The sequence below is a fragment of the [Acidovorax] ebreus TPSY genome (assembly GCF_000022305.1).
Taxonomy (GTDB): domain Bacteria; phylum Pseudomonadota; class Gammaproteobacteria; order Burkholderiales; family Burkholderiaceae_C; genus Diaphorobacter; species Diaphorobacter nitroreducens.
Genome location: NC_011992.1, coordinates 3,044,954 through 3,061,991 on the forward strand (window position 1 = coordinate 3,044,954; position 17,038 = coordinate 3,061,991).

Below are 17,038 nucleotides of genomic sequence, written 5' to 3' on the forward strand. Positions count from 1 at the left end.
GCTGGAACTCGGCCAGCGCGCGCGTCAGGCGCCGTCCAGCCAGGCGCAGATGCCCTGCCACTGCTCCAGGTCGCGCGCCACGCGGCCAGGCGACAGATCGAACAGCGACAGGCCGTGCGCCGCCAGGTGGATGTAGTTCTGCGTGTCGCGCAGGTAGCCCAGCACGGGCAGGCCCAGGCTGTCCACGAAGGCATGCAGCTTGTCCGCCGCGATGGTGCGCGCGTCCACGCGCATGCCCACGATGCCGATCGGCACGCCCGCGCTGCGACGGTGCGTGGCCAGCTCGTCCAGAAACTGGCGCGTGGCGAAGATGTCGAACACGCTGGGCTGCAGCGGCACGATGATGCGGTCGGCCAGCTTGAGCATGTCCTTCAACCGCCAGCCGTGCAGGCCCGCGGGCGTGTCGAGCACGGCGTGGGTGGCGTGCTTGGGCGGCTTGTCAAAGCGATCGGGCTCCACGTCCCACGCGCCGATGGGGCGCGCCGCGGCCGGGCGTTGCTGCAGCCACAGCCGCGCGGACTGCTGGCGGTCCACATCGCCCAGTACCACCGCATGCCCGCGGCTGGCGTAGTAGCCGGCGATGTTGGTGGCCAGCGTGGACTTGCCCACGCCGCCCTTGGGATTTGCAACTGCGACCACGGTCATGCCTGCCTCCTGTGTTCCGTACCCGCGCGGGGCCAGCCCGCATCGTAGTGCCGGCGGTCACGGCCGCTGGCTCGACATAAGCAAAAACAGGCCTTAGCACCCGTCCATCAAGCGCTAATAGCTATCATAAAAGTAGCTAACCACCGGCTATCCGTGCTGTGTGCCGCGCTTGACGAAAAACAGCCCTGCGCCCACCAGCATCAGCAGGCCGCCAAACACGCGGTTCTGCGTGCGCATGGCGCGGCCGCTGCGCATCAGCGTGCGCAGCGCGCTGGCGCTGGCGGCGTAGCCGTTCATCACGATCAGGTCCACCGAGAGCATGGTGACGGCCATCACCAGCAGCTGGCTCCACAGCGGGCGCGTGTCGGTCATGAACTGCGGCAACACGGCCACCATGAAGATGATGCCCTTGGGGTTGGTGGCATTGGTCAGCAGGCCGGTGAGCACGCGGCGGCGCCAGCTCGCGGGCTGCGCCTGCAGGTCGCCCTGCAGCGTGCCGGCGGCGCCCGCGCGCCACTGCATGAAGCCCAGGTAGATCAGGTAGCACGCACCCAGCACCTTGACGATGCTGAAGGCCAGTTCCGACGCCACCAGCAGCGACCCCACGCCCGCGCCGGCCACCACCAGGATCAGCAGCAGGCCCAGTTCCAGCCCCAGGATCGTGGCGCCCGCCTGGCGCACGCCGTAGGACAGCCCGTGGCTCATGGACAGCACGGCGCCCGAGCCCGGCGAGATGGCGATCACCCACGACGCCGCAAAAAAAGCCATCCAGGTATGCCAGTCCATGTCGTGGTCCGTTGGGAAATGAGGGGGAAGGGAAGCGTCGATTCTATCGGCCGACGCCGCCGGCACGCTGCGCGGCGGCCCCCTGGCGTCTGGCATGAAAACGCGGCCTAACGCTTCTCCATTCAGCGCTAACAGCTATCAAAAACAGAGCATCCACGGCACCCTGCCCGCCCGGCGGGCCCCCGCGCCTGCGCCGCCCGCGGGCCGGGTGCACAATTTCTGCCCGCGCCCAAGTGCGGCGCACGCACTTCCCCGCATCACTTTTCGCGCCCTCTTCCTGCACACCATGGCCCAAGCCCCCGTCTGGCTCACCTACGGATTCACCTATCTCGCCGCGGCTGTGATCGCCGTCCCCATCGCCCGCGCGCTGGGGCTGGGCGCCATCATCGGCTACCTGGCCGCGGGCATCGCCATCGGCCCCTGGGGCCTGGCGCTGGTGAGCAATGTGCAGGACATCCTGCATTTCGCGGAGTTCGGCGTGGTGCTGATGCTGTTTCTGGTGGGGCTGGAGCTGCAACCCAGCCGCCTGTGGAGCCTGCGCCGCCCCATCTTCGGCCTGGGTACGGCGCAGATGGTGGGCTGCGCCGCACTGCTGTGGGCCGCGGCCTGGGCGTTCGGGCTGCCATGGCGCGTGGGGCTGGTGGGCGCGCTGGGGCTGGCGCTGTCGTCCACCGCCATCGCGCTGCAGGTGATCCACGAGCGCAACCTGATGCGCACGGACAGCGGGCAGAAGGCCTTCTCGATCCTGCTGTTCCAGGACGTGGCGGCGATCCCCATCCTGGCGCTGCTGCCGCTGCTGGGCGTGGCCGCGCGCGCGGCCGAGCTGGACCATCCGCACGAAGTGCAGGAGCTGCTGCTGGAGGCGGCCAAGATCCTGGGCGTGGTGGGCGCCATCGTGCTTGGCGGGCGCCTCGCGCTGCGCCCGCTGCTGCGCTGGATCGCCAAGAGCAAGACGCCCGAGATCTTCACCGCCACCTCGCTGTTCCTGGTGGTGGGCATCGCCATGCTGATGCTGTCGGTGGGCCTGTCGATGGCGCTGGGCGCGTTCCTTGCCGGCGTGCTGCTGGCCGACAGCGAGTTCCGCCGCGAGCTGGAGACCGACATCGAGCCCTTCAAGGGCCTGCTGCTCGGCCTGTTCTTCATCGCCGTGGGCATGAGCATCGACTTCGGTGTGATCCTGCGCACGCCGTGGGGCATGCTGGCGCTGCTGCTGGGCTTCCTGGGCATCAAGGCACTGGTGATCTGGACGCTGGCGCGCGTGACCGCCATGCCCTACCAGGAGCGGCCGGTGTTCACGCTGCTGCTGGCGCAGGGCGGCGAGTTCGCCTTCGTGGTGTTCCAGGCCGGCGCGGGCTTTCGCGCGATTCCGGCCGAGATGGCGTCGCTGCTGATCGGCGCGGTGGCCTTGTCCATGCTGATCAGCCCGCTGCTGCTGGTGCTGCTGGACCGGGTGCTGCTCAAGCGCTTTGCCACGCTGAAGACCGCCCCGCAGGCGCAGGAGATCTCCGAGCCGCAGTCGGCCCCGGTGATCATTGCCGGCTTCGGGCGCTATGGGCAGATCGTTGCGCGCATGATGCTGGCGCAGGGCGTGCCCGCCACGGTGCTGGACCACAGCGTGGAGATGCTGGAGGTGGCCCACACCTTTGGCTACCGCGTGTTCTATGGCGACGCCACGCGCGTGAACCTGCTGCGCATGGCCGGCGCCGAGCATGCGCGCATCCTGGTGGTGGCGGTGGACGCGCCGGAGCAGTCGCTCAAGATCGTGCAACTGGCGAAGAAGCACTTCCCCCAGTTGCAGATCGTGGCGCGTGCGCGCGACGTGACGCACTGGCACGCGCTGCGCGATCTGGGCGTGGAGCATGTGGAACGCGAGGTGTTCGAGTCCAGCCTGCGCACCGCACGCACGGTGCTGGAGCTCAACGGCCTGTCGCCGCAAGAGGCCGACACCTTGGCCGAGCGCTTCCGCGCGCACAACATGGCGCTGTCCAACCGCATGTACGAGCACCACAACGACCGCGAGGCCATGATCGCCGTCGCCAAGCAGGGCCGTGCCCAGCTGGTGGAGCAGATGGCCAAGGAGCGCCAGGAACGCCTGGCCGCGGCGGAGGCTGGCGCCGGCCTGCCGCCCGAGGTGCCCCAGGCACCCAAGGCTCCATAACAAAAGAGCCTGTAGCGCCCGCCTATCAAGCGCTACAAGCTCTCGTATCAATAGCAGATTACCGCTACCCCTCCACCCGCCGTGTGAGGGAGGGGTAAGCGGCTGAACCGCTCAGCGAAGGGTCAGTCGGCCGTCGCGCCGGACTCCTTCACCACCTTGCCCCACTTCACGCTTTCGGCCTTGATGAAGGCGGCGAACTGCGCGGGGGTCTCGGCCACCACGTCACCGCCCTGCTCGGCGATCTTCTTCTTCACGTCGGCCTGGTTCAGCACCTTGATCAGCGCGGCGTGCAGCTTGTCCAGCACCGGCTTGGGCGTGCCGGCCGGCGCAAACATGCCGAACCAGGAGGTTGCCTCGTAGCCGGGCACGCCGGCTTCGGCGATGGTCGGCACGTCAGGCAGCTCGGGCGAGCGCTTGGCGGTGGTCACGGCGATGGGGCGCAGCTTGCCCGAGCGCACGTGCTGGATGGCCGAGGGCATGTTGTCGAACATGACGGAGGTCTGGCCGCCCAGCAGGTCGGTCATGGCGGGGGCGCTGCCCTTGTAGGGGATGTGCAGCAGGTCGGTGCCGGTCATGCTCTTGAAGAGCTCGCCCGACACGTGGGGCGACGCGCCGCTGCCGGGCGAGCCAAACGTGATCTTGCCGGGGTTGGCCTTGGCGTAGGCGATCATTTCCTTCACGGTCTTGAACGGCTGGCTGGGGTGTGCCACCAGCAGATTGGGCACCGTGGCCACGCGCGACAGCGGCGCAAAGTCCTTCACCGGGTCGAAGGGCATCTTCTTGTACAGCGACTGGTTGATGGCGTGCGTGCCCACGGTACCCATGAACAGGGTGTAGCCGTCGGCTGCGGCCTTGGCGGCCAGCGATCCGCCAATGTTGCCGCCCGCTCCGGGCTTGTTGTCCACCACGACGGACTGGCCCAGCTCGGTGGTGAGGCCCTGGCCCACGATGCGCGCCAGGATGTCGGTGGTGCCGCCGGCCGAGAACGGCACGATGATGGTGATGGGCTTGGTGGGGAAGTTCTGCGCCAGGGCGCCCAGGGGCAGCGCGCCGGCGGCGGCCACGGCCAGGGAGGCCAGCAGCGTGCGGCGGGTGGTGTGATGAAGGTTGGTCATGCTTGTTTCCTCTTTCTCTAGGATTGGATGAATGGAAGGGAGCGGCGTGGGCAGCGCAGCAAGCCGCACTGCATCGCTACCTGCGGTCTCAGCCGCGCAGGAACTGCGCCAGGGCCTCGTCAAAGGCCTGCGGCGCTTCCAGGTTGGACAGGTGCGAAGCCGGCACTTCGGCCAGCCGCGCACCGGCAATGGCCGCCTGCATGAAGCGGCCGTCGGCCACGGTGGTCACGGGGTCGGCGCTGCCGGCCACGATCAGCGTGGGCACGTCGATGCCACCCATCTGCGAGCGCAGGTCGGCCAGCGCCAGGGCTTCGCAGCAGGCGGCATAGCCCTCGGGGGAAATGCCGGCAATCCAGCTCTGCGCGCGCAGCACCACGTCCGGCTCGGCCGCGCAGAAGGCTGGGGTGAACCAGCGCGCGGGTGACGATGCGGCCAGCTCCGCCATGGCGTCACGGCCCTTTTCGCGCACCAGCGCGGCGCGGGCCTGCCAGCCTTCGGCCGTGCCGATCTTGGCGGCGCTGTTGCACACGGCCAGGCTCAGCAGGCGCTGGGGCTGGTGCACGCCCAGCCACAGGCCCGTGAAGCCGCCCATGGAGATGCCGCAGAAGTGCGCACGCTCGATCCGCAGCGCATCCAGCAGCGCGACCACGTCGCCGCCCAGCAGTTCGAAGGTGTAGGGGCCGGGTGTCACCACGCTCGCGCCGTGGCCGCGCGTGTCGTAGCGCACCACGCGGAAGTCCTGGGCGAAGCGCGCGGCCTGCGCGTCCCACATCTCCAGCGTGGTGCCCAGGGAGTTGGAAAACACCAGGGCCGGGGCGCCCTCGGGGCCTTGCACGCACACGCGCAGGCGCCCGCCTTGCACGTCCACCCAGCGTTCTTGCTTGTTCATGCTCGCTCCTCGGGTCACGCCGCGCGCTTACACGCGCTCCAGCACTACGGCGATGCCCTGGCCCACGCCGATGCACATGGTGCACAGTGCGTAGCGGCCGCCCAGCGTGTGCAGCTGGTTCACGGCGGTGGTGGCCAGGCGCGCGCCCGAGGCTCCCAGCGGGTGGCCCAGGGCGATGGCGCCGCCCCACTGGTTGACGCGCTTGTCGTCATCGGCAACACCCAGGTCGCGCAGCACGGCCAGGCCCTGTGCGGCGAAGGCTTCGTTCAGCTCGATCACGTCCATCTGATCCAGCGTCAGGCCGGTCTGGGCCAGCACCTTGCGCACGGCGGGCGCGGGGCCAAAGCCCATGATGCGCGGCGCCACGCCGGCCACGGCCATGCCCACCACACGGGCGCGGGGCACCAGGTTGTATTGCTGGGCTGCCGCCTCATCGGCCAGCAGCAGCGCGCAGGCGCCGTCGTTCACGCCGCTGGCGTTGCCGGCCGTGACGGTGCCGCCCTCGCGCACCACGCCCTTGAGCTTGGCCAGCGCCTCCAGCGTGGTGGCGCGCGGATGCTCGTCCTGGCTGACCACGACGGCGTCGCCCTTCTTCTGGGGAATGACGACGTTGACGATTTCCTTGGCCAGGTAGCCGGCGGCCATCGCGGCGGCGGCCTTTTGCTGGCTGGCCAGGGCCATGCGGTCCTGGGCCTCGCGCTCGATCTTGAAATCGTCAGCCACGTTCTCGGCCGTCTCGGGCATGGAGTCCACGCCGTACTGAGCCTTCATCAGCTTGTTGATGAAGCGCCAGCCGATGGTGGTGTCGTACACCGCGTTGCTGCGGCTGAAGGCGCTTTCCGCCTTGGGCATCACGAAGGGCGCGCGGCTCATGGACTCGACGCCGCCGGCGATCATCAAGCGCGCCTCGCCCGACTTGATGGCGCGCGCGGCGGAGCCCACGGCGTCCAGGCCCGAGCCGCACAGGCGGTTGATGGTGGCGCCGGGCACGTCGATGGGCAGGCCGGCCAGCAGGCTGGACATGCGCGCCACGTTGCGGTTGTCCTCGCCGGCCTGGTTGGCGTTGCCATACAGCACGTCATCCACCGCTGCCCAGTCCACGCCGGGGTTGCGCTCCATCAGCGCCTTGATGGGCAACGCGCCCAGGTCGTCGGTGCGCACGCTGGAGAGGGCGCCGCCGTAGCGGCCGAAGGGGGTGCGGATCGCGTCGCAGATGAAGGCTTGGCGGGCGTTGCTCATGGTGTCTCCGAGGGGAATATCAAAAAAGTGAGCTGCCAGCGCTCGTCCATCAAGCGCTGGAGGCCGTTTTGGCACTTATTTCTGTGCGGGCTGGATCGGCAGGCCGACGATGCGCTCCAGTTCCTCGTGCGAGAGGCCGGGCACGGTGTCGATCAGGCGCAGGCCCTGGGGCGTGCATTCCAGCGTGCACAGGTCGGTGTAGATGCGCTTGACGCAGGCCAGGCCCGTCAGGGGGTAGCTGCAGGCCTGGACCACCTTGCATTCGCCGGTCTTGCTGACCAGATCCATCATCACCCAGGTGGACTTGGCGCCCACGGCCAGGTCCATGGCGCCGCCCACGGCGGGAATGGCGCCGGGCTCGCCGGTGCTCCAGTTGGCCAGGTCGCCCGTGGCCGACACCTGGAAGGCGCCCAGCACGCAGATGTCCAGGTGGCCGCCGCGCATCATGGCGAAGCTGTCGGCATGGTGGAAGTAGCAGCCACCGGGCAGCAGCGTCACGGGCTGCTTGCCGGCGTTGGTCAGGTCATAGTCCTCCTGGCCCTTGGCGGGCGCGGGGCCCATGCCCAGGATGCCGTTCTCGGAATGCAGCACCACCTCGCGGCCTGCGGGGATGTGGTTGGCCACCAGGGTCGGCTGGCCGATGCCCAGATTCACATAGGCACCGTCGAAGATGTCCTGGGCCACTCGTGCGGCCAGTTCGTCCTTGGTTCGTTTTTGATAGCTGCTCACGCTGTATCTCCTTGGGCTGAACGGGCTTTACTTCTTGAATCCACCGGCCTGGGTGGCCACGCGCGGCACCTGGACGACCTTGCTCACATAGATGCCAGGGGTGACCACGGCCTCGGGGTCCATCTCGCCCAGCTCCACCAGTTCGTGCACGGTGGCCACGGTGTACTTGGCCGCCATGGCGCACACGGGGCCGAAGTTGCGCGCCGACATGCGGTAGGTCAGGTTGCCCCAGCGGTCGCCCTTCTCGGCCTTGACCAAGGCCACATCGCCGTAGATGGGGTACTCCAGCACGTAGTGCTTGCCGTTGATCTCGCGGGTTTCTTTACCTTCGGCCAGCTGCGTGCCATAGGCCGTGGGGCAGAAGAAGGCGCCGATGCCAGCGCCCGCGGCGCGCATGCGCTCGGCCAGGTTGCCCTGGGGCACCAGTTCCAGCTCGATCTTGCCGCTGCGGTACAGCTCGTCGAACACATAGCTGTCCACCTGGCGCGGGAAGCTGCAGATGATCTTGCGCACCTGCCCGCTCTTGAGCAGCGCGGCCAGGCCGGCATCGCCGTTGCCGGCGTTGTTGTTGACCACGGTGAGGTCGCGCGCGCCTTGGGCGATCAGGCCGTTGATCAGTTCAATGGGGTTGCCCGAAGTGCCAAAGCCGCCAATCAGTACGGTGGCGCCGTCCTGCACGCCCGCGAGCGCCTCGGCAACGGAATCCGCAATCTTGTTGATCATGTGTTGCTGGTCCAGTGAGGGGAAAAGGAGCCGGCCCGGGCCGGCTGTCGTGATCGTGTCACTTTGTTCGTATATAGAACAAATGTTCGTATAATGAATTTTAGGACGAACTGCCATGGATGACACCCCCCTTTCCGTAAGTAATACCCACAAGCCGGGGGATAGCTACGTGCAGTCGTTTGCACGCGGGCTGGAGGTGATCCGCTCCTTCAGCGCGGCGGCGCCGCAGCAGACCCTGAGCGAAGTCGCGGCACGCACCGGCCTGACGCGCGCAGGCGCGCGCCGCATCTTGCTGACGCTGCAGACGCTCGGGTATCTGGAGAGCGATGGCCGGCTGTTCCGCCTCACGCCGCGCATCCTGGACCTGGGCTTTGCCTACCTCAGTTCCATGCCCATCTGGGACCTGGCCGAGCCGCTGATGGAGGCCCTCACCGACCGCGTGCATGAGTCCTGCTCCGCCGCCGTGCTGGACGGGCTGGACATCGTCTATGTGCTGCGCGTACACACCCACAAGATCATGAGCACCAACCTGGCCGTGGGCTCACGCCTGCCGGCATTCTGGACGTCGCTGGGCCGCGTGCTGCTGGCCGAGCTGCCCGAGCAGGAACTGCGCGCCCGACTGGCCGCGCTGCCGCGCCAGCAGTTCACGCGCCACACGGTGCTGGACGATGCGACGCTGCTCGCGCGCATCGCCCAGGCACGCGCCCAAGGCTGGTGCCTGGTGGATCAGGAACTGGAAGAGGGTTTGATTTCGGTGGCCGCGCCGCTCAAGAATCGGGCGGGCCAGGTGGTGGCGGCCCTGAACATCAGCGGCCAGGCCAATCGCACCAGCACCGAAATGCTGCGCGAGCAGTTGCTGCCCGAGTTGCTGGCCACGGCTCAGACCATCTCGCGCATGCTGGGCACGCGCAGGCCCTGACGCACGTAGGACCTGGGCCTACACCCGCGCGCACGGCGCAAACCGTGCGCGGCCATGGAACCTGCGTCAGGGCTTGCGCATGCTGAGCACCAGCACCAGGGCGCCCACGGCGATCGCGCCAATGCTGAGCCATTGCGGCACATTGACGGATTCCTTTTCCTTCACTGACAGCTCCAGCGGCCCGATGCGGGCCTGCGTGGTTTCCTTGGTGAAGCTGAAGCCCCCGGTGAAGAACCCGGCCAGGCCCAGAATCAGCAAGATCACGCCCAGAATGCGCATGCCCGTCATGGTGTCCACCTCTTTTTTATGTTGGTCGTAGGGTCGGCAACCGCCAGCGGCGCCCGCCGCTACTGTAGAGCCGGCGTAACCCCGCCGGCGTAGGAGGCCACCGCGACATCCCGCGGCAGAGCCGCTGCGTTGCATGCTACTCTGGAATCCATGTTCAATCCCACCCAAGCCGACGTACGCCGCTTCTTCTGCGCCACGCATGCCAAGCAGCAGGCCGGCCAGCCCATGGAGGCCATCGAGACACTGGCCGGCCTGTGGATCACGGAGCACCCCGAGTACCAGCCCGAGCTGGCCGATGTGGATACCGCCCTGGCGCGCAACTACGACGAGACGCCGGACCGCACCAATCCCTTCCTGCACCTGTCGATGCACCTCTCGATCAGCGAGCAGTGCAGCATCGACCAGCCGCGCGGCATCCGCCAGGCCGTGGAGCTGCTGGCCGCGCGCCTGGGGTCGTTGCACGACGCGCACCACGCCGCCATGGAGTGCCTGGGCACCATGCTGTGGGAGGCACAGCGCGCGGGCCGGGCACCCGACGGCGACGCCTATATCGCCTGCGTCCAGCGGCGCGCCACGCGGGGCTGAGCCGTGGTGCCGCGCGGTGCGGCGCCCGCGTAGTCGTGCGGGTACACCAGCACGTCGCAGCCCACGCCCCCCAGCAGCCGCTGGGCTACGCTGCCCAGCAGCAGATCCAGCATCCATCCCCGGCGCCGGTGCATCAGCGCCACCAGCTCCGCACGCGAGCGCTCCTGCTGCACGGCCACCTGCCGCGCCACATCGCCCATGCCGACGGTCATTCCCACACGATTGCGCCGCGCCTCGAAGGCATCGGACAGCCGCACCAGCCGGTCGTGCGCATGCCGCTGCATTTGCGCGCGCCACGCGCGCACGGCCTGGGCCGATGCCTCGGCACTGCGCAGCTTGGCCTCATCGCGCAGGTCCACGGCATGGAACAGCTCCACCGCAGCAGCAGTATCCAGCCCGCTCGCGTAGCGCACCATGGCATCGGCCGCCGGCGAAAAATCCACGGCCAGCAGCACATGCGCATAAGCCTCGCGCGCCGCACGCTGCACCACCAGCACGGGGCACGGACTGCGCCGCAGGATCTGGCTCAACGTGCCACCGCGCCACAACTGCTCCACGCCCTGGTGCGCGCGCTTGTCCAGCACCAGCAGGTCCGCGCCCACGGCCGCGCGCAAGACCTCATCCACCACGCCGGCGCCGCGGTACGCCAGGGCCTTGACCGGCAGGTCGTGGCGGCGCGCCAGTTGGCGCGCGCGCTGCTCCAGCCGCGCCTGCGGGTCGACGAACTTCGGGTCCGGCTGCTCCGCACCGAACAGAAGATGCAGGCGCGCCTTGTGCTCGGCAGCCAACAGCGCGGCACGGTCAAGCGCATGCTCCGCCGCGGTCGAGAAATCGGTGAGGGCCACAATGGTCTGAAGGCGCATGGTCAAAACTCCTGGTCAACAAGCGGGAACAACGGCGCACAAAGCGACCGTCAGCGGCGCGTCATCGGCGGGAAGAAGGTGCGCATCCGGGGTGCCGCACGGCGGGGCGCGCGGCAAGCAGGCCCCAGCGCACCGGAGCTGGCTGCCCGGCGGTACGCGTGACGCTTGGATGAAAGGAGTGGAGAACCGCCGGGCCTAGTGATCTGCGGCCGGCGAAGCTGGTTTCAGAACACCCATCCTGCGCATGGCGCGCGCCATCACGACGGCTGCAGATGCAAGCCGCGCGATACGGACGCACGGGGTGGAAACCAGGAAACGCATAAGGCCGATTGTAGGAAGTCCCTCTCTCCGGGGCAACCATTCCGCACCTGGGCGTGCCAGATAAGGAACCCGGCCCGCTTGCCTCAACCGGGCGTAAAAAAACCCGCGTTTGCGGGCTTCTTCGGGTGCGTGCCACGGTCAGCGAAAGCGCGGCTGCGGAACGACCTGCAGGTCTCCATCGAGCGAACCCAGGTAGCCCGCCAGCGCCTTCAGCTCGGCGTTGGAAAACTGCTTGGCAATGCCGGCCATCACGCCGTTGCTGCGGCCCACGTACGCGCCCTTGTCGGTCTTGTATGACTTGAGCGCCACGAACAGGTAGTCCGCATGCTGGCCCGCGATCTTGGGATAGGACGGGTCGATGGGCTTGGCGAAGTTCTCGCCGTGGCAGGACACGCAAGCGCCCTTTTGCAGCAGCTGCGCCACCTGGGCATTGGGTTCGCGCGAGGGCTTGGCGGGTGCCCCGGCGCTCGTGCCGTGCTCGGCATAGTAGGCCGCCACATCGGCGATGTCCTGCTCGGACAGCGAATCGGCGATGCCGCGCATGGTGGGATGCTTGCGATCGCCCTTCTTGTAGGCGTCGAGTGCGGACGCGATGTACTTGGCGCCCTGGCCGGAAATCATCGGCACCTTGTGCACTTCGGGGAAGCTGGCCTGGTAGCCCGGGATGCCGTGGCACCCGATGCACATGGCGATCTTTTGCGCCCCAGCTTTGGCATCTCCCTTGATCTCCTCGGCATGGAGAAAACCGGTCGCACAAGCGACAGACAGGCCGAATATCGTGGTCAGTGTCTTCTTCATTTTGCGCGCACAATCAGGCGATTGGTTGTCTCCGCGTTCTAGTTCGTGGACGATTATAGCCAGCGCTTGTCAAGCCCTTTCATCAACGATTTCCCTATTCCCAGGCCCATGAAATTCCAAGGATCCCAGAATTACGTTGCCACCCAGGACCTGATGCTCGCGGTGAATGCAGCCATCACACTGCAGCGCCCGCTGCTGGTCAAGGGCGAGCCCGGCACGGGCAAGACCATGCTGGCCGAGGAAGTGTCGCAGGCGCTGGACATGCCGCTCTTGCAGTGGCACATCAAGTCCACCACCAAGGCGCAGCAGGGTCTGTACGAATATGACGCGGTGAGCCGCCTGCGCGACTCGCAACTGGGCGACGAGCGCGTCAAGGACATCCACAACTACATCGTCAAGGGCGTGCTGTGGCAGGCCTTCACGGCCGACAAGCCGGTGGCCCTGCTGATCGACGAGATCGACAAGGCCGACATCGAATTCCCCAACGACCTGCTGCGCGAACTCGACCGCATGGAGTTCTACTGCTACGAAACGCGCGAGATGATCCGGGCCAAGCACCGCCCGCTGGTGTTCATCACCTCCAACAACGAGAAGGAGCTGCCCGACGCTTTCCTGCGCCGCTGCTTCTTCCACTACATCAAGTTCCCCGAGGCCGAGACGATGAAGAAGATCGTCGACGTGCACTTCCCCACGCTCAAGAGCGAACTGCTCACCGTGGCGATGAAGACCTTCTACGACGTGCGCAACCTGCCCGGCCTGAAGAAGAAGCCCTCGACCAGTGAGCTCATCGACTGGCTCAAGCTGCTGGTGGCCGAGGAGATCCCTCTCGAAGCCCTGCAAAGCGCCGACAACAAGGTGGCCGTGCCGCCGCTGGTGGGCGCGCTGCTCAAGAACGAGCAGGACGTGAGCCTGTTCGAGAAGCTGGTCTTCATGAACCAGCGCAACCGCTGAGCCAGAGCCCGTCATGAGCACTGCACAGCGGCTTCTGATGGAAGGTGCGTCCGACGCGATAGGGTTCGTGGGCGGCGCGCTCGCGGGCTATGGCGTGGGCCTGCTGCTGGGGATGGATATCTTCAGCGAGGGCTACGGGGCGGCCAGCATTGCAGGCATCGCCCTGGTGGGCATCGGGGGCGGGCTGGGCCTGCACCTGGCACGGCGCTGGCGTGCGGCCCGCAGCGCGCGGAAAGAATGAGCAAGGAGCGACAGTCCATGGCCTTCGTCGAGCCCGTCACCCTGCGCCAGAGCGGCCTGCGGCTGGAGCCCCTGGCCCTGGCGCATGAAGCCGGCCTCGCCGCCGCCGCGGCCGACGGCGAGCTGTGGAGACTGCGCGTCACCAGCGTGCCCGAGCCGCAGGACACGCGCGCCTACATCGAGACGGCGCTGCGCATGCGCGACGAAGGCGCCCGTTTCGCGTTTGCCGTGCTCGACGATGCCACGGGCCGCGTGCTGGGCACGACGAGCTACCACGACATCCTGCCCGCCGTGAAGCGGGTGGAGATCGGCTACACCTGGTACGCCCAGAGCGTGCAGCGCACGCATGTGAACACCACTGCCAAGCTGCTGATGATGGGCCATGCCTTCGACACGCTGGGCTGCCACGTGGTGGGCTGGCGCACGGACAACTTCAACTTTGCATCGCAGCGCGCCATCGAACGCCTGGGCGCGAAGAAGGACGGCGTGATCCGCGGCCATGCGCTGCGCCGCGACGGCACCATCCGCGACACGGTGATGTACAGCATGCGCAGCGGCGAATGGCCCGAAGCGCGCGCGCAGTTGCTATACCTTCTGCAGCGCCATGTGCCCGCTGAATAAGCGCTGGAGGCCTGTTTCATGTTGATCGACTTCTTCTACACCCTGCGCGCCGGCAAGCTGCCGGTGTCCGTGAAGGAATTCCTCACGCTGCTGGAGGCGCTGCAGGCCGGCGTGGTCGGCCCCAAGTCCGACGATGCCTGGAGCCTGGACGACTTCTACTACCTCGCGCGCACCGCGCTGGTGAAGGACGAAAAGCACTTCGACAAGTTCGACCGCGCGTTCGCTGCCTACTTCAAGGGCGTGGAAATGCTGGCCGACTTCCGCAAGGAGATCCCCGCCGACTGGCTGCGCAAGATGCTGGAGCGCGAGCTGACGCCCGAGCAGAAGGCCGCCATCGAGAAGATGGGCTGGGACGAGCTGATGGAGACGCTCAAGAAGCGCCTGGAGGAGCAGAAGGAGCGCCACGAAGGCGGCAACAAGTGGATCGGCACGGGCGGCACCAGCCCCTTCGGCCACGGCGGCTACAACCCGCAGGGCATCCGCATCGGCGGCGCGGGCAAGAACAAGAGCGCCGTGAAGGTGTGGGAGCAGCGCGCCTACCGCGACTACGACGACACGCAGGAGCTGGGCACGCGCAACATCAAGGTGGCGCTGCGCCGCCTGCGCAAGTTCGCGCGCGAGGGGCATGAGCTGGAGCTGGACCTGCCGGACACCATCCGCGCCACGGCGGCCAACGCGGGCTGGCTGGACATCAAGATGGTGCCCGAGCGCCACAACAACGTGAAGGTGCTGCTGCTGATGGACGTGGGCGGCACCATGGACGAGCACATCCAGCGCGTGGAGGAACTCTTTTCTGCCGTGAAGAGCGAGTTCAAGCACCTGGAGTTCTACTACTTCCACAACTGCGTTTACGACTTCATGTGGAAGAACAACCGCCGCCGCTTCGCGGAGAAGTTCCCGACCTGGGACATCATCCGCAAGTACAACAAGGACTACAAACTCATCTTTGTGGGCGACGCCACCATGAGCCCGTACGAGATCCTGCAGCCCGGCGGCAGCGTGGAATACAACAACGAGGAGCCCGGCGCCGAGTGGTTGCAGCGCCTCACGCACGCCTTCCCCAGGTTCGCGTGGATCAACCCCGAACCCCAGGGCGTGTGGCAGTACCGCCAGAGCATCAGCATCATCCAGCAGCTCATGGGCGATCGCATGTACCCTTTGTCACTCAAAGGCCTCGAAGAAACGATGCGGCTTTTGTCAAAATAGCCCGCATGACCAAGCCAAGCTCAGCGCCGGCCCGGTGGCCGGCGTTGCTGTTTCTGCTGATCGGCCTGGCCCTCTTGCAGGGCTGCAGCCTGCTGCAGCGCCCCTCTTCCGCGCCGCACGACGCACCCTCTTCCATCACCTCCGAGGCGGGCCCGGACTCCGGCCCCGATGCGTTCGCGCTGGATGTGCAGGTGGAGGACGACACCCTGCGCGAGTACCTCACGCGCCATCTGGAGCTGCAGCGCTTTCGCCAACTGCCCGACCTGCAGGCGCATGAACTCACGCGGCTGCTGGGTTCCGCCGACGCGAACGCCCGCGACCTGCTGGCCACGCAGGGCTACTTCAGTCCCGAGATCACCATCGAGCTGCGCGAGCAGGCCACCGACGCCGACGCGCCCCCGCGCACCGTGCTGGTCAGCGTGTCGCCCGGCCCGCGCACGCACATCGCCAGCGCCGACATCACGCTGATGGGCGAGGACGGCCACGGTGCCGACGCGACCGAGCTCGCACGCCGCCAGGCCCGGTTGCAGCGCGGCTGGTCGCTGCCGCCCGGCGAGCCGTTCACGCAGCAGGGCTGGGACAGTGCCAAGAACCAGGGCCTGCGCGATCTGCAGGCGCGCCGCTACCCCACGGCGCGCATCGCCAGCAGCCGCGCCGAGGTGGACGCCGACCGCGCCGAGGCCAAGCTGCAGGTGGCCTACGCGCCTGGCCCGGCCTACCGTTTTGGCACCCTGCAGATCCAGGGTGGCGAGCGTTACGACAACGAGGGCATGCGCCGTATTGCGCGCCTGCCCACGGGCGAGGACTACAGCGAGGCGCGCCTGCTGGACACCCAGCAGCGCCTGGCCAGCAGCGGCTATTACGACGCGGTGTTCCTCACGCTGGACACCGAGCACGGCGACCCGCAGTCCGCCCCCGTGATTGCCCAGGTGCGCGACGCACCGCTGCAAAAAATGGTCTTCGGCGTCGGTATCTCCACCGACAGCGGGCCGCGCCTGTCCATGGACCACACGCACAACCGCCTGCCGGGCTTGGGCTGGCGCGCCGTGAGCAAGGTGGCGGTGGACAACAAGCGCAAGCTGCTGTCCACCGACTGGACCGGGCTGCCGCATGCGAACGGCTGGCGCTGGTTCACGGGCCTGCAGCTGCAGCGCGAGGCCACGGGCAGCTACGACGTGGACAGCTCGCGGCTGCGCGCCGGGCGCACCAAGAGCACGGACCGCATCGACCGCAGCTACTTCCTGCAGCACGACACGGCCAAGAACCGCGGCGAGGACGCGCCGCCGTCCAGCAGCGCGATCTCCGCCAACTACGGCTGGACGGGGCGCTACTTCAACAACAACACCAACCCCACGCGCGGCTGGGGCCTGGCGGCCGAGCTGGGCGTGGGCACCACACTGCGCCCGGAGCGCGACCCCTTCGTGCGCACCCTGCTGCGCTGGCAGTCCTTCGTCGGGCTGGGCCGCGTGGACCTGGGGAACAACGTGCGCCGCGGCAGCCGCCTGTCGCTGCGCCTGGAGGGCGGCGCGGTGCTGGCGCGCGACGGCGCCGACATCCCCGTTACCCAGCTGTTCCTGACCGGCGGCGACACCACCGTGCGCGGCTACGGCTACCGCAGCATCGGCGCGCGCACCGACGCGGACAAGCTCTTCGGCGGGCGCTACATGGCCGTGGGCAGCGCCGAATGGCAGCGCCCCATCACCGTGCGCGGCAACCGCACCGACTTTGAGAGCGCCCTGTTCATCGACGCCGGCGCCGTGGCCGACACACCTGGCGATCTCACGGCGCGCGTGGGCGTGGGTGCAGGCCTGCGCTGGCAAAGCCCGGTGGGCCCGCTGCAGGCCGACCTGGCCTATGGCCTGCACACGCACCAGGTACGGCTGCACCTGCGGCTGGGCTACACGTTCTGACATGCAAAAAAGTGAGCTGCCAGCGCTTGATAAACAAGGGATTTTGATAGTT

Annotated in this window: 18 protein-coding genes; 8 read left to right on the top strand and 10 right to left on the bottom strand. The window is 67.8% G+C overall.

Annotated elements, in window-relative coordinates:
- Positions 1–24: 24 nt before the first annotated feature.
- Together DTPSY_RS14345 and DTPSY_RS14350 are read right to left on the bottom strand one after the other, a co-directional pair.
- On the bottom strand, positions 25–645 hold the full coding sequence (locus tag DTPSY_RS14345; RefSeq protein ID WP_011806641.1) for a ParA family protein: 621 nt from the start codon (positions 643–645) through the stop codon (positions 25–27).
- A 147-nt stretch (positions 646–792) separates the two neighbouring features.
- Positions 793–1,431, bottom strand: coding sequence for a LysE family transporter (locus tag DTPSY_RS14350; protein ID WP_015914169.1), 639 nt, complete (start codon positions 1,429–1,431; stop codon positions 793–795).
- A 286-nt stretch (positions 1,432–1,717) separates the two neighbouring features.
- Here DTPSY_RS14350 and kefC point away from each other — a divergent pair, with 286 nt between their 5' ends.
- Positions 1,718–3,589, top strand: a complete 1,872-nt coding sequence (gene kefC / locus DTPSY_RS14355; protein WP_015914170.1) for a glutathione-regulated potassium-efflux system protein KefC — start codon at positions 1,718–1,720, stop codon at positions 3,587–3,589.
- 122 nt (positions 3,590–3,711) lie between these two features.
- Here the strand turns inward: kefC and DTPSY_RS14360 are convergent, their stop codons facing one another.
- From DTPSY_RS14360 to DTPSY_RS14380, 5 genes are all read right to left on the bottom strand, one after another.
- Complete coding sequence (locus DTPSY_RS14360; RefSeq protein WP_015914171.1) at positions 3,712–4,704, bottom strand: Bug family tripartite tricarboxylate transporter substrate binding protein; 993 nt, start codon at positions 4,702–4,704, stop codon at positions 3,712–3,714.
- A gap of 88 nt (positions 4,705–4,792) precedes the next feature.
- Positions 4,793–5,593: a 3-oxoadipate enol-lactonase gene (gene pcaD / locus DTPSY_RS14365; RefSeq protein WP_015914172.1), complete on the bottom strand. Its 801-nt coding sequence runs from the start codon at positions 5,591–5,593 to the stop codon at positions 4,793–4,795.
- A 27-nt stretch (positions 5,594–5,620) separates the two neighbouring features.
- Positions 5,621–6,832, bottom strand: coding sequence for a 3-oxoadipyl-CoA thiolase (pcaF, locus tag DTPSY_RS14370; protein ID WP_015914173.1), 1,212 nt, complete (start codon positions 6,830–6,832; stop codon positions 5,621–5,623).
- A gap of 75 nt (positions 6,833–6,907) precedes the next feature.
- On the bottom strand, positions 6,908–7,561 hold the full coding sequence (locus DTPSY_RS14375) for a 3-oxoacid CoA-transferase subunit B (protein ID WP_015914174.1): 654 nt from the start codon (positions 7,559–7,561) through the stop codon (positions 6,908–6,910).
- 27 nt (positions 7,562–7,588) lie between these two features.
- Positions 7,589–8,284: a 3-oxoacid CoA-transferase subunit A gene (locus DTPSY_RS14380; protein WP_015914175.1), complete on the bottom strand. Its 696-nt coding sequence runs from the start codon at positions 8,282–8,284 to the stop codon at positions 7,589–7,591.
- Positions 8,285–8,399: 115 nt separating this feature from the next.
- On the opposite strand from DTPSY_RS14380, the gene DTPSY_RS14385 reads away from it, so the two are divergent.
- Positions 8,400–9,203 (top strand): IclR family transcriptional regulator, encoded by an 804-nt coding sequence (locus tag DTPSY_RS14385; protein ID WP_015914176.1) that lies wholly within the window; start codon positions 8,400–8,402, stop codon positions 9,201–9,203.
- A gap of 66 nt (positions 9,204–9,269) precedes the next feature.
- Here the strand turns inward: DTPSY_RS14385 and DTPSY_RS14390 are convergent, their stop codons facing one another.
- Positions 9,270–9,491: a hypothetical protein gene (locus DTPSY_RS14390; protein ID WP_015914177.1), complete on the bottom strand. Its 222-nt coding sequence runs from the start codon at positions 9,489–9,491 to the stop codon at positions 9,270–9,272.
- 150 nt (positions 9,492–9,641) lie between these two features.
- Here DTPSY_RS14390 and DTPSY_RS14395 point away from each other — a divergent pair, with 150 nt between their 5' ends.
- On the top strand, positions 9,642–10,076 hold the full coding sequence (locus DTPSY_RS14395) for a DUF1841 family protein (protein WP_015914178.1): 435 nt from the start codon (positions 9,642–9,644) through the stop codon (positions 10,074–10,076).
- Here DTPSY_RS14395 and DTPSY_RS14400 read toward each other — a convergent pair.
- Positions 10,037–10,939, bottom strand: coding sequence for a universal stress protein (locus tag DTPSY_RS14400; protein WP_015914179.1), 903 nt, complete (start codon positions 10,937–10,939; stop codon positions 10,037–10,039). The two genes, DTPSY_RS14395 and DTPSY_RS14400, sit on opposite strands and share 40 nt — an antisense overlap.
- Before the next feature lie 459 nt (positions 10,940–11,398).
- Positions 11,399–12,058, bottom strand: coding sequence for a c-type cytochrome (locus DTPSY_RS14405; protein ID WP_015914180.1), 660 nt, complete (start codon positions 12,056–12,058; stop codon positions 11,399–11,401).
- 108 nt (positions 12,059–12,166) lie between these two features.
- On the opposite strand from DTPSY_RS14405, the gene DTPSY_RS14410 reads away from it, so the two are divergent.
- The 5 genes from DTPSY_RS14410 to DTPSY_RS14430 are packed head-to-tail and all read left to right on the top strand — an operon-like array spanning position 12,167 to position 16,986.
- On the top strand, positions 12,167–13,009 hold the full coding sequence (locus tag DTPSY_RS14410; protein ID WP_015914181.1) for an AAA family ATPase: 843 nt from the start codon (positions 12,167–12,169) through the stop codon (positions 13,007–13,009).
- Between the two features lie 13 nt (positions 13,010–13,022).
- A complete protein-coding gene (locus tag DTPSY_RS14415) occupies positions 13,023–13,250 on the top strand; it encodes a hypothetical protein (protein ID WP_011806654.1) in 228 nt (75 codons plus the stop codon).
- A gap of 17 nt (positions 13,251–13,267) precedes the next feature.
- Positions 13,268–13,870 (top strand): GNAT family N-acetyltransferase, encoded by a 603-nt coding sequence (locus DTPSY_RS14420; protein ID WP_015914182.1) that lies wholly within the window; start codon positions 13,268–13,270, stop codon positions 13,868–13,870.
- A gap of 18 nt (positions 13,871–13,888) precedes the next feature.
- Positions 13,889–15,076 carry a vWA domain-containing protein gene (locus DTPSY_RS14425; protein ID WP_015914183.1) on the top strand — a complete coding sequence of 396 codons (1,188 nt, stop codon included), beginning with the start codon at positions 13,889–13,891 and terminating at the stop codon, positions 15,074–15,076.
- 5 nt (positions 15,077–15,081) lie between these two features.
- Positions 15,082–16,986, top strand: a complete 1,905-nt coding sequence (locus tag DTPSY_RS14430) for an autotransporter assembly complex protein TamA (RefSeq protein WP_015914184.1) — start codon at positions 15,082–15,084, stop codon at positions 16,984–16,986.
- Positions 16,987–17,038: the final 52 nt, after the last annotated feature.

Bases quoted from the DNA above. Each gene is read 5' to 3' on its own strand.
- DTPSY_RS14345 (WP_011806641.1), bottom strand. From the start codon at position 645: ATGACCGTGGTCGCAGTTGCAAATCCCAAGGGCGGCGTGGGCAAGTCC.
- DTPSY_RS14350 (WP_015914169.1), bottom strand. From the start codon at position 1,431: ATGGACTGGCATACCTGGATGGCTTTTTTTGCGGCGTCGTGGGTGATC.
- kefC (WP_015914170.1), top strand. From the start codon at position 1,718: ATGGCCCAAGCCCCCGTCTGGCTCACCTACGGATTCACCTATCTCGCC.
- DTPSY_RS14360 (WP_015914171.1), bottom strand. From the start codon at position 4,704: ATGACCAACCTTCATCACACCACCCGCCGCACGCTGCTGGCCTCCCTG.
- pcaD (WP_015914172.1), bottom strand. From the start codon at position 5,593: ATGAACAAGCAAGAACGCTGGGTGGACGTGCAAGGCGGGCGCCTGCGC.
- pcaF (WP_015914173.1), bottom strand. From the start codon at position 6,832: ATGAGCAACGCCCGCCAAGCCTTCATCTGCGACGCGATCCGCACCCCC.
- DTPSY_RS14380 (WP_015914175.1), bottom strand. From the start codon at position 8,284: ATGATCAACAAGATTGCGGATTCCGTTGCCGAGGCGCTCGCGGGCGTG.
- DTPSY_RS14385 (WP_015914176.1), top strand. From the start codon at position 8,400: ATGGATGACACCCCCCTTTCCGTAAGTAATACCCACAAGCCGGGGGAT.
- DTPSY_RS14390 (WP_015914177.1), bottom strand. From the start codon at position 9,491: ATGACGGGCATGCGCATTCTGGGCGTGATCTTGCTGATTCTGGGCCTG.
- DTPSY_RS14395 (WP_015914178.1), top strand. From the start codon at position 9,642: ATGTTCAATCCCACCCAAGCCGACGTACGCCGCTTCTTCTGCGCCACG.
- DTPSY_RS14400 (WP_015914179.1), bottom strand. From the start codon at position 10,939: ATGCGCCTTCAGACCATTGTGGCCCTCACCGATTTCTCGACCGCGGCG.
- DTPSY_RS14405 (WP_015914180.1), bottom strand. From the start codon at position 12,058: ATGAAGAAGACACTGACCACGATATTCGGCCTGTCTGTCGCTTGTGCG.
- DTPSY_RS14410 (WP_015914181.1), top strand. From the start codon at position 12,167: ATGAAATTCCAAGGATCCCAGAATTACGTTGCCACCCAGGACCTGATG.
- DTPSY_RS14415 (WP_011806654.1), top strand. From the start codon at position 13,023: ATGAGCACTGCACAGCGGCTTCTGATGGAAGGTGCGTCCGACGCGATA.
- DTPSY_RS14420 (WP_015914182.1), top strand. From the start codon at position 13,268: ATGGCCTTCGTCGAGCCCGTCACCCTGCGCCAGAGCGGCCTGCGGCTG.
- DTPSY_RS14425 (WP_015914183.1), top strand. From the start codon at position 13,889: ATGTTGATCGACTTCTTCTACACCCTGCGCGCCGGCAAGCTGCCGGTG.
- DTPSY_RS14430 (WP_015914184.1), top strand. From the start codon at position 15,082: ATGACCAAGCCAAGCTCAGCGCCGGCCCGGTGGCCGGCGTTGCTGTTT.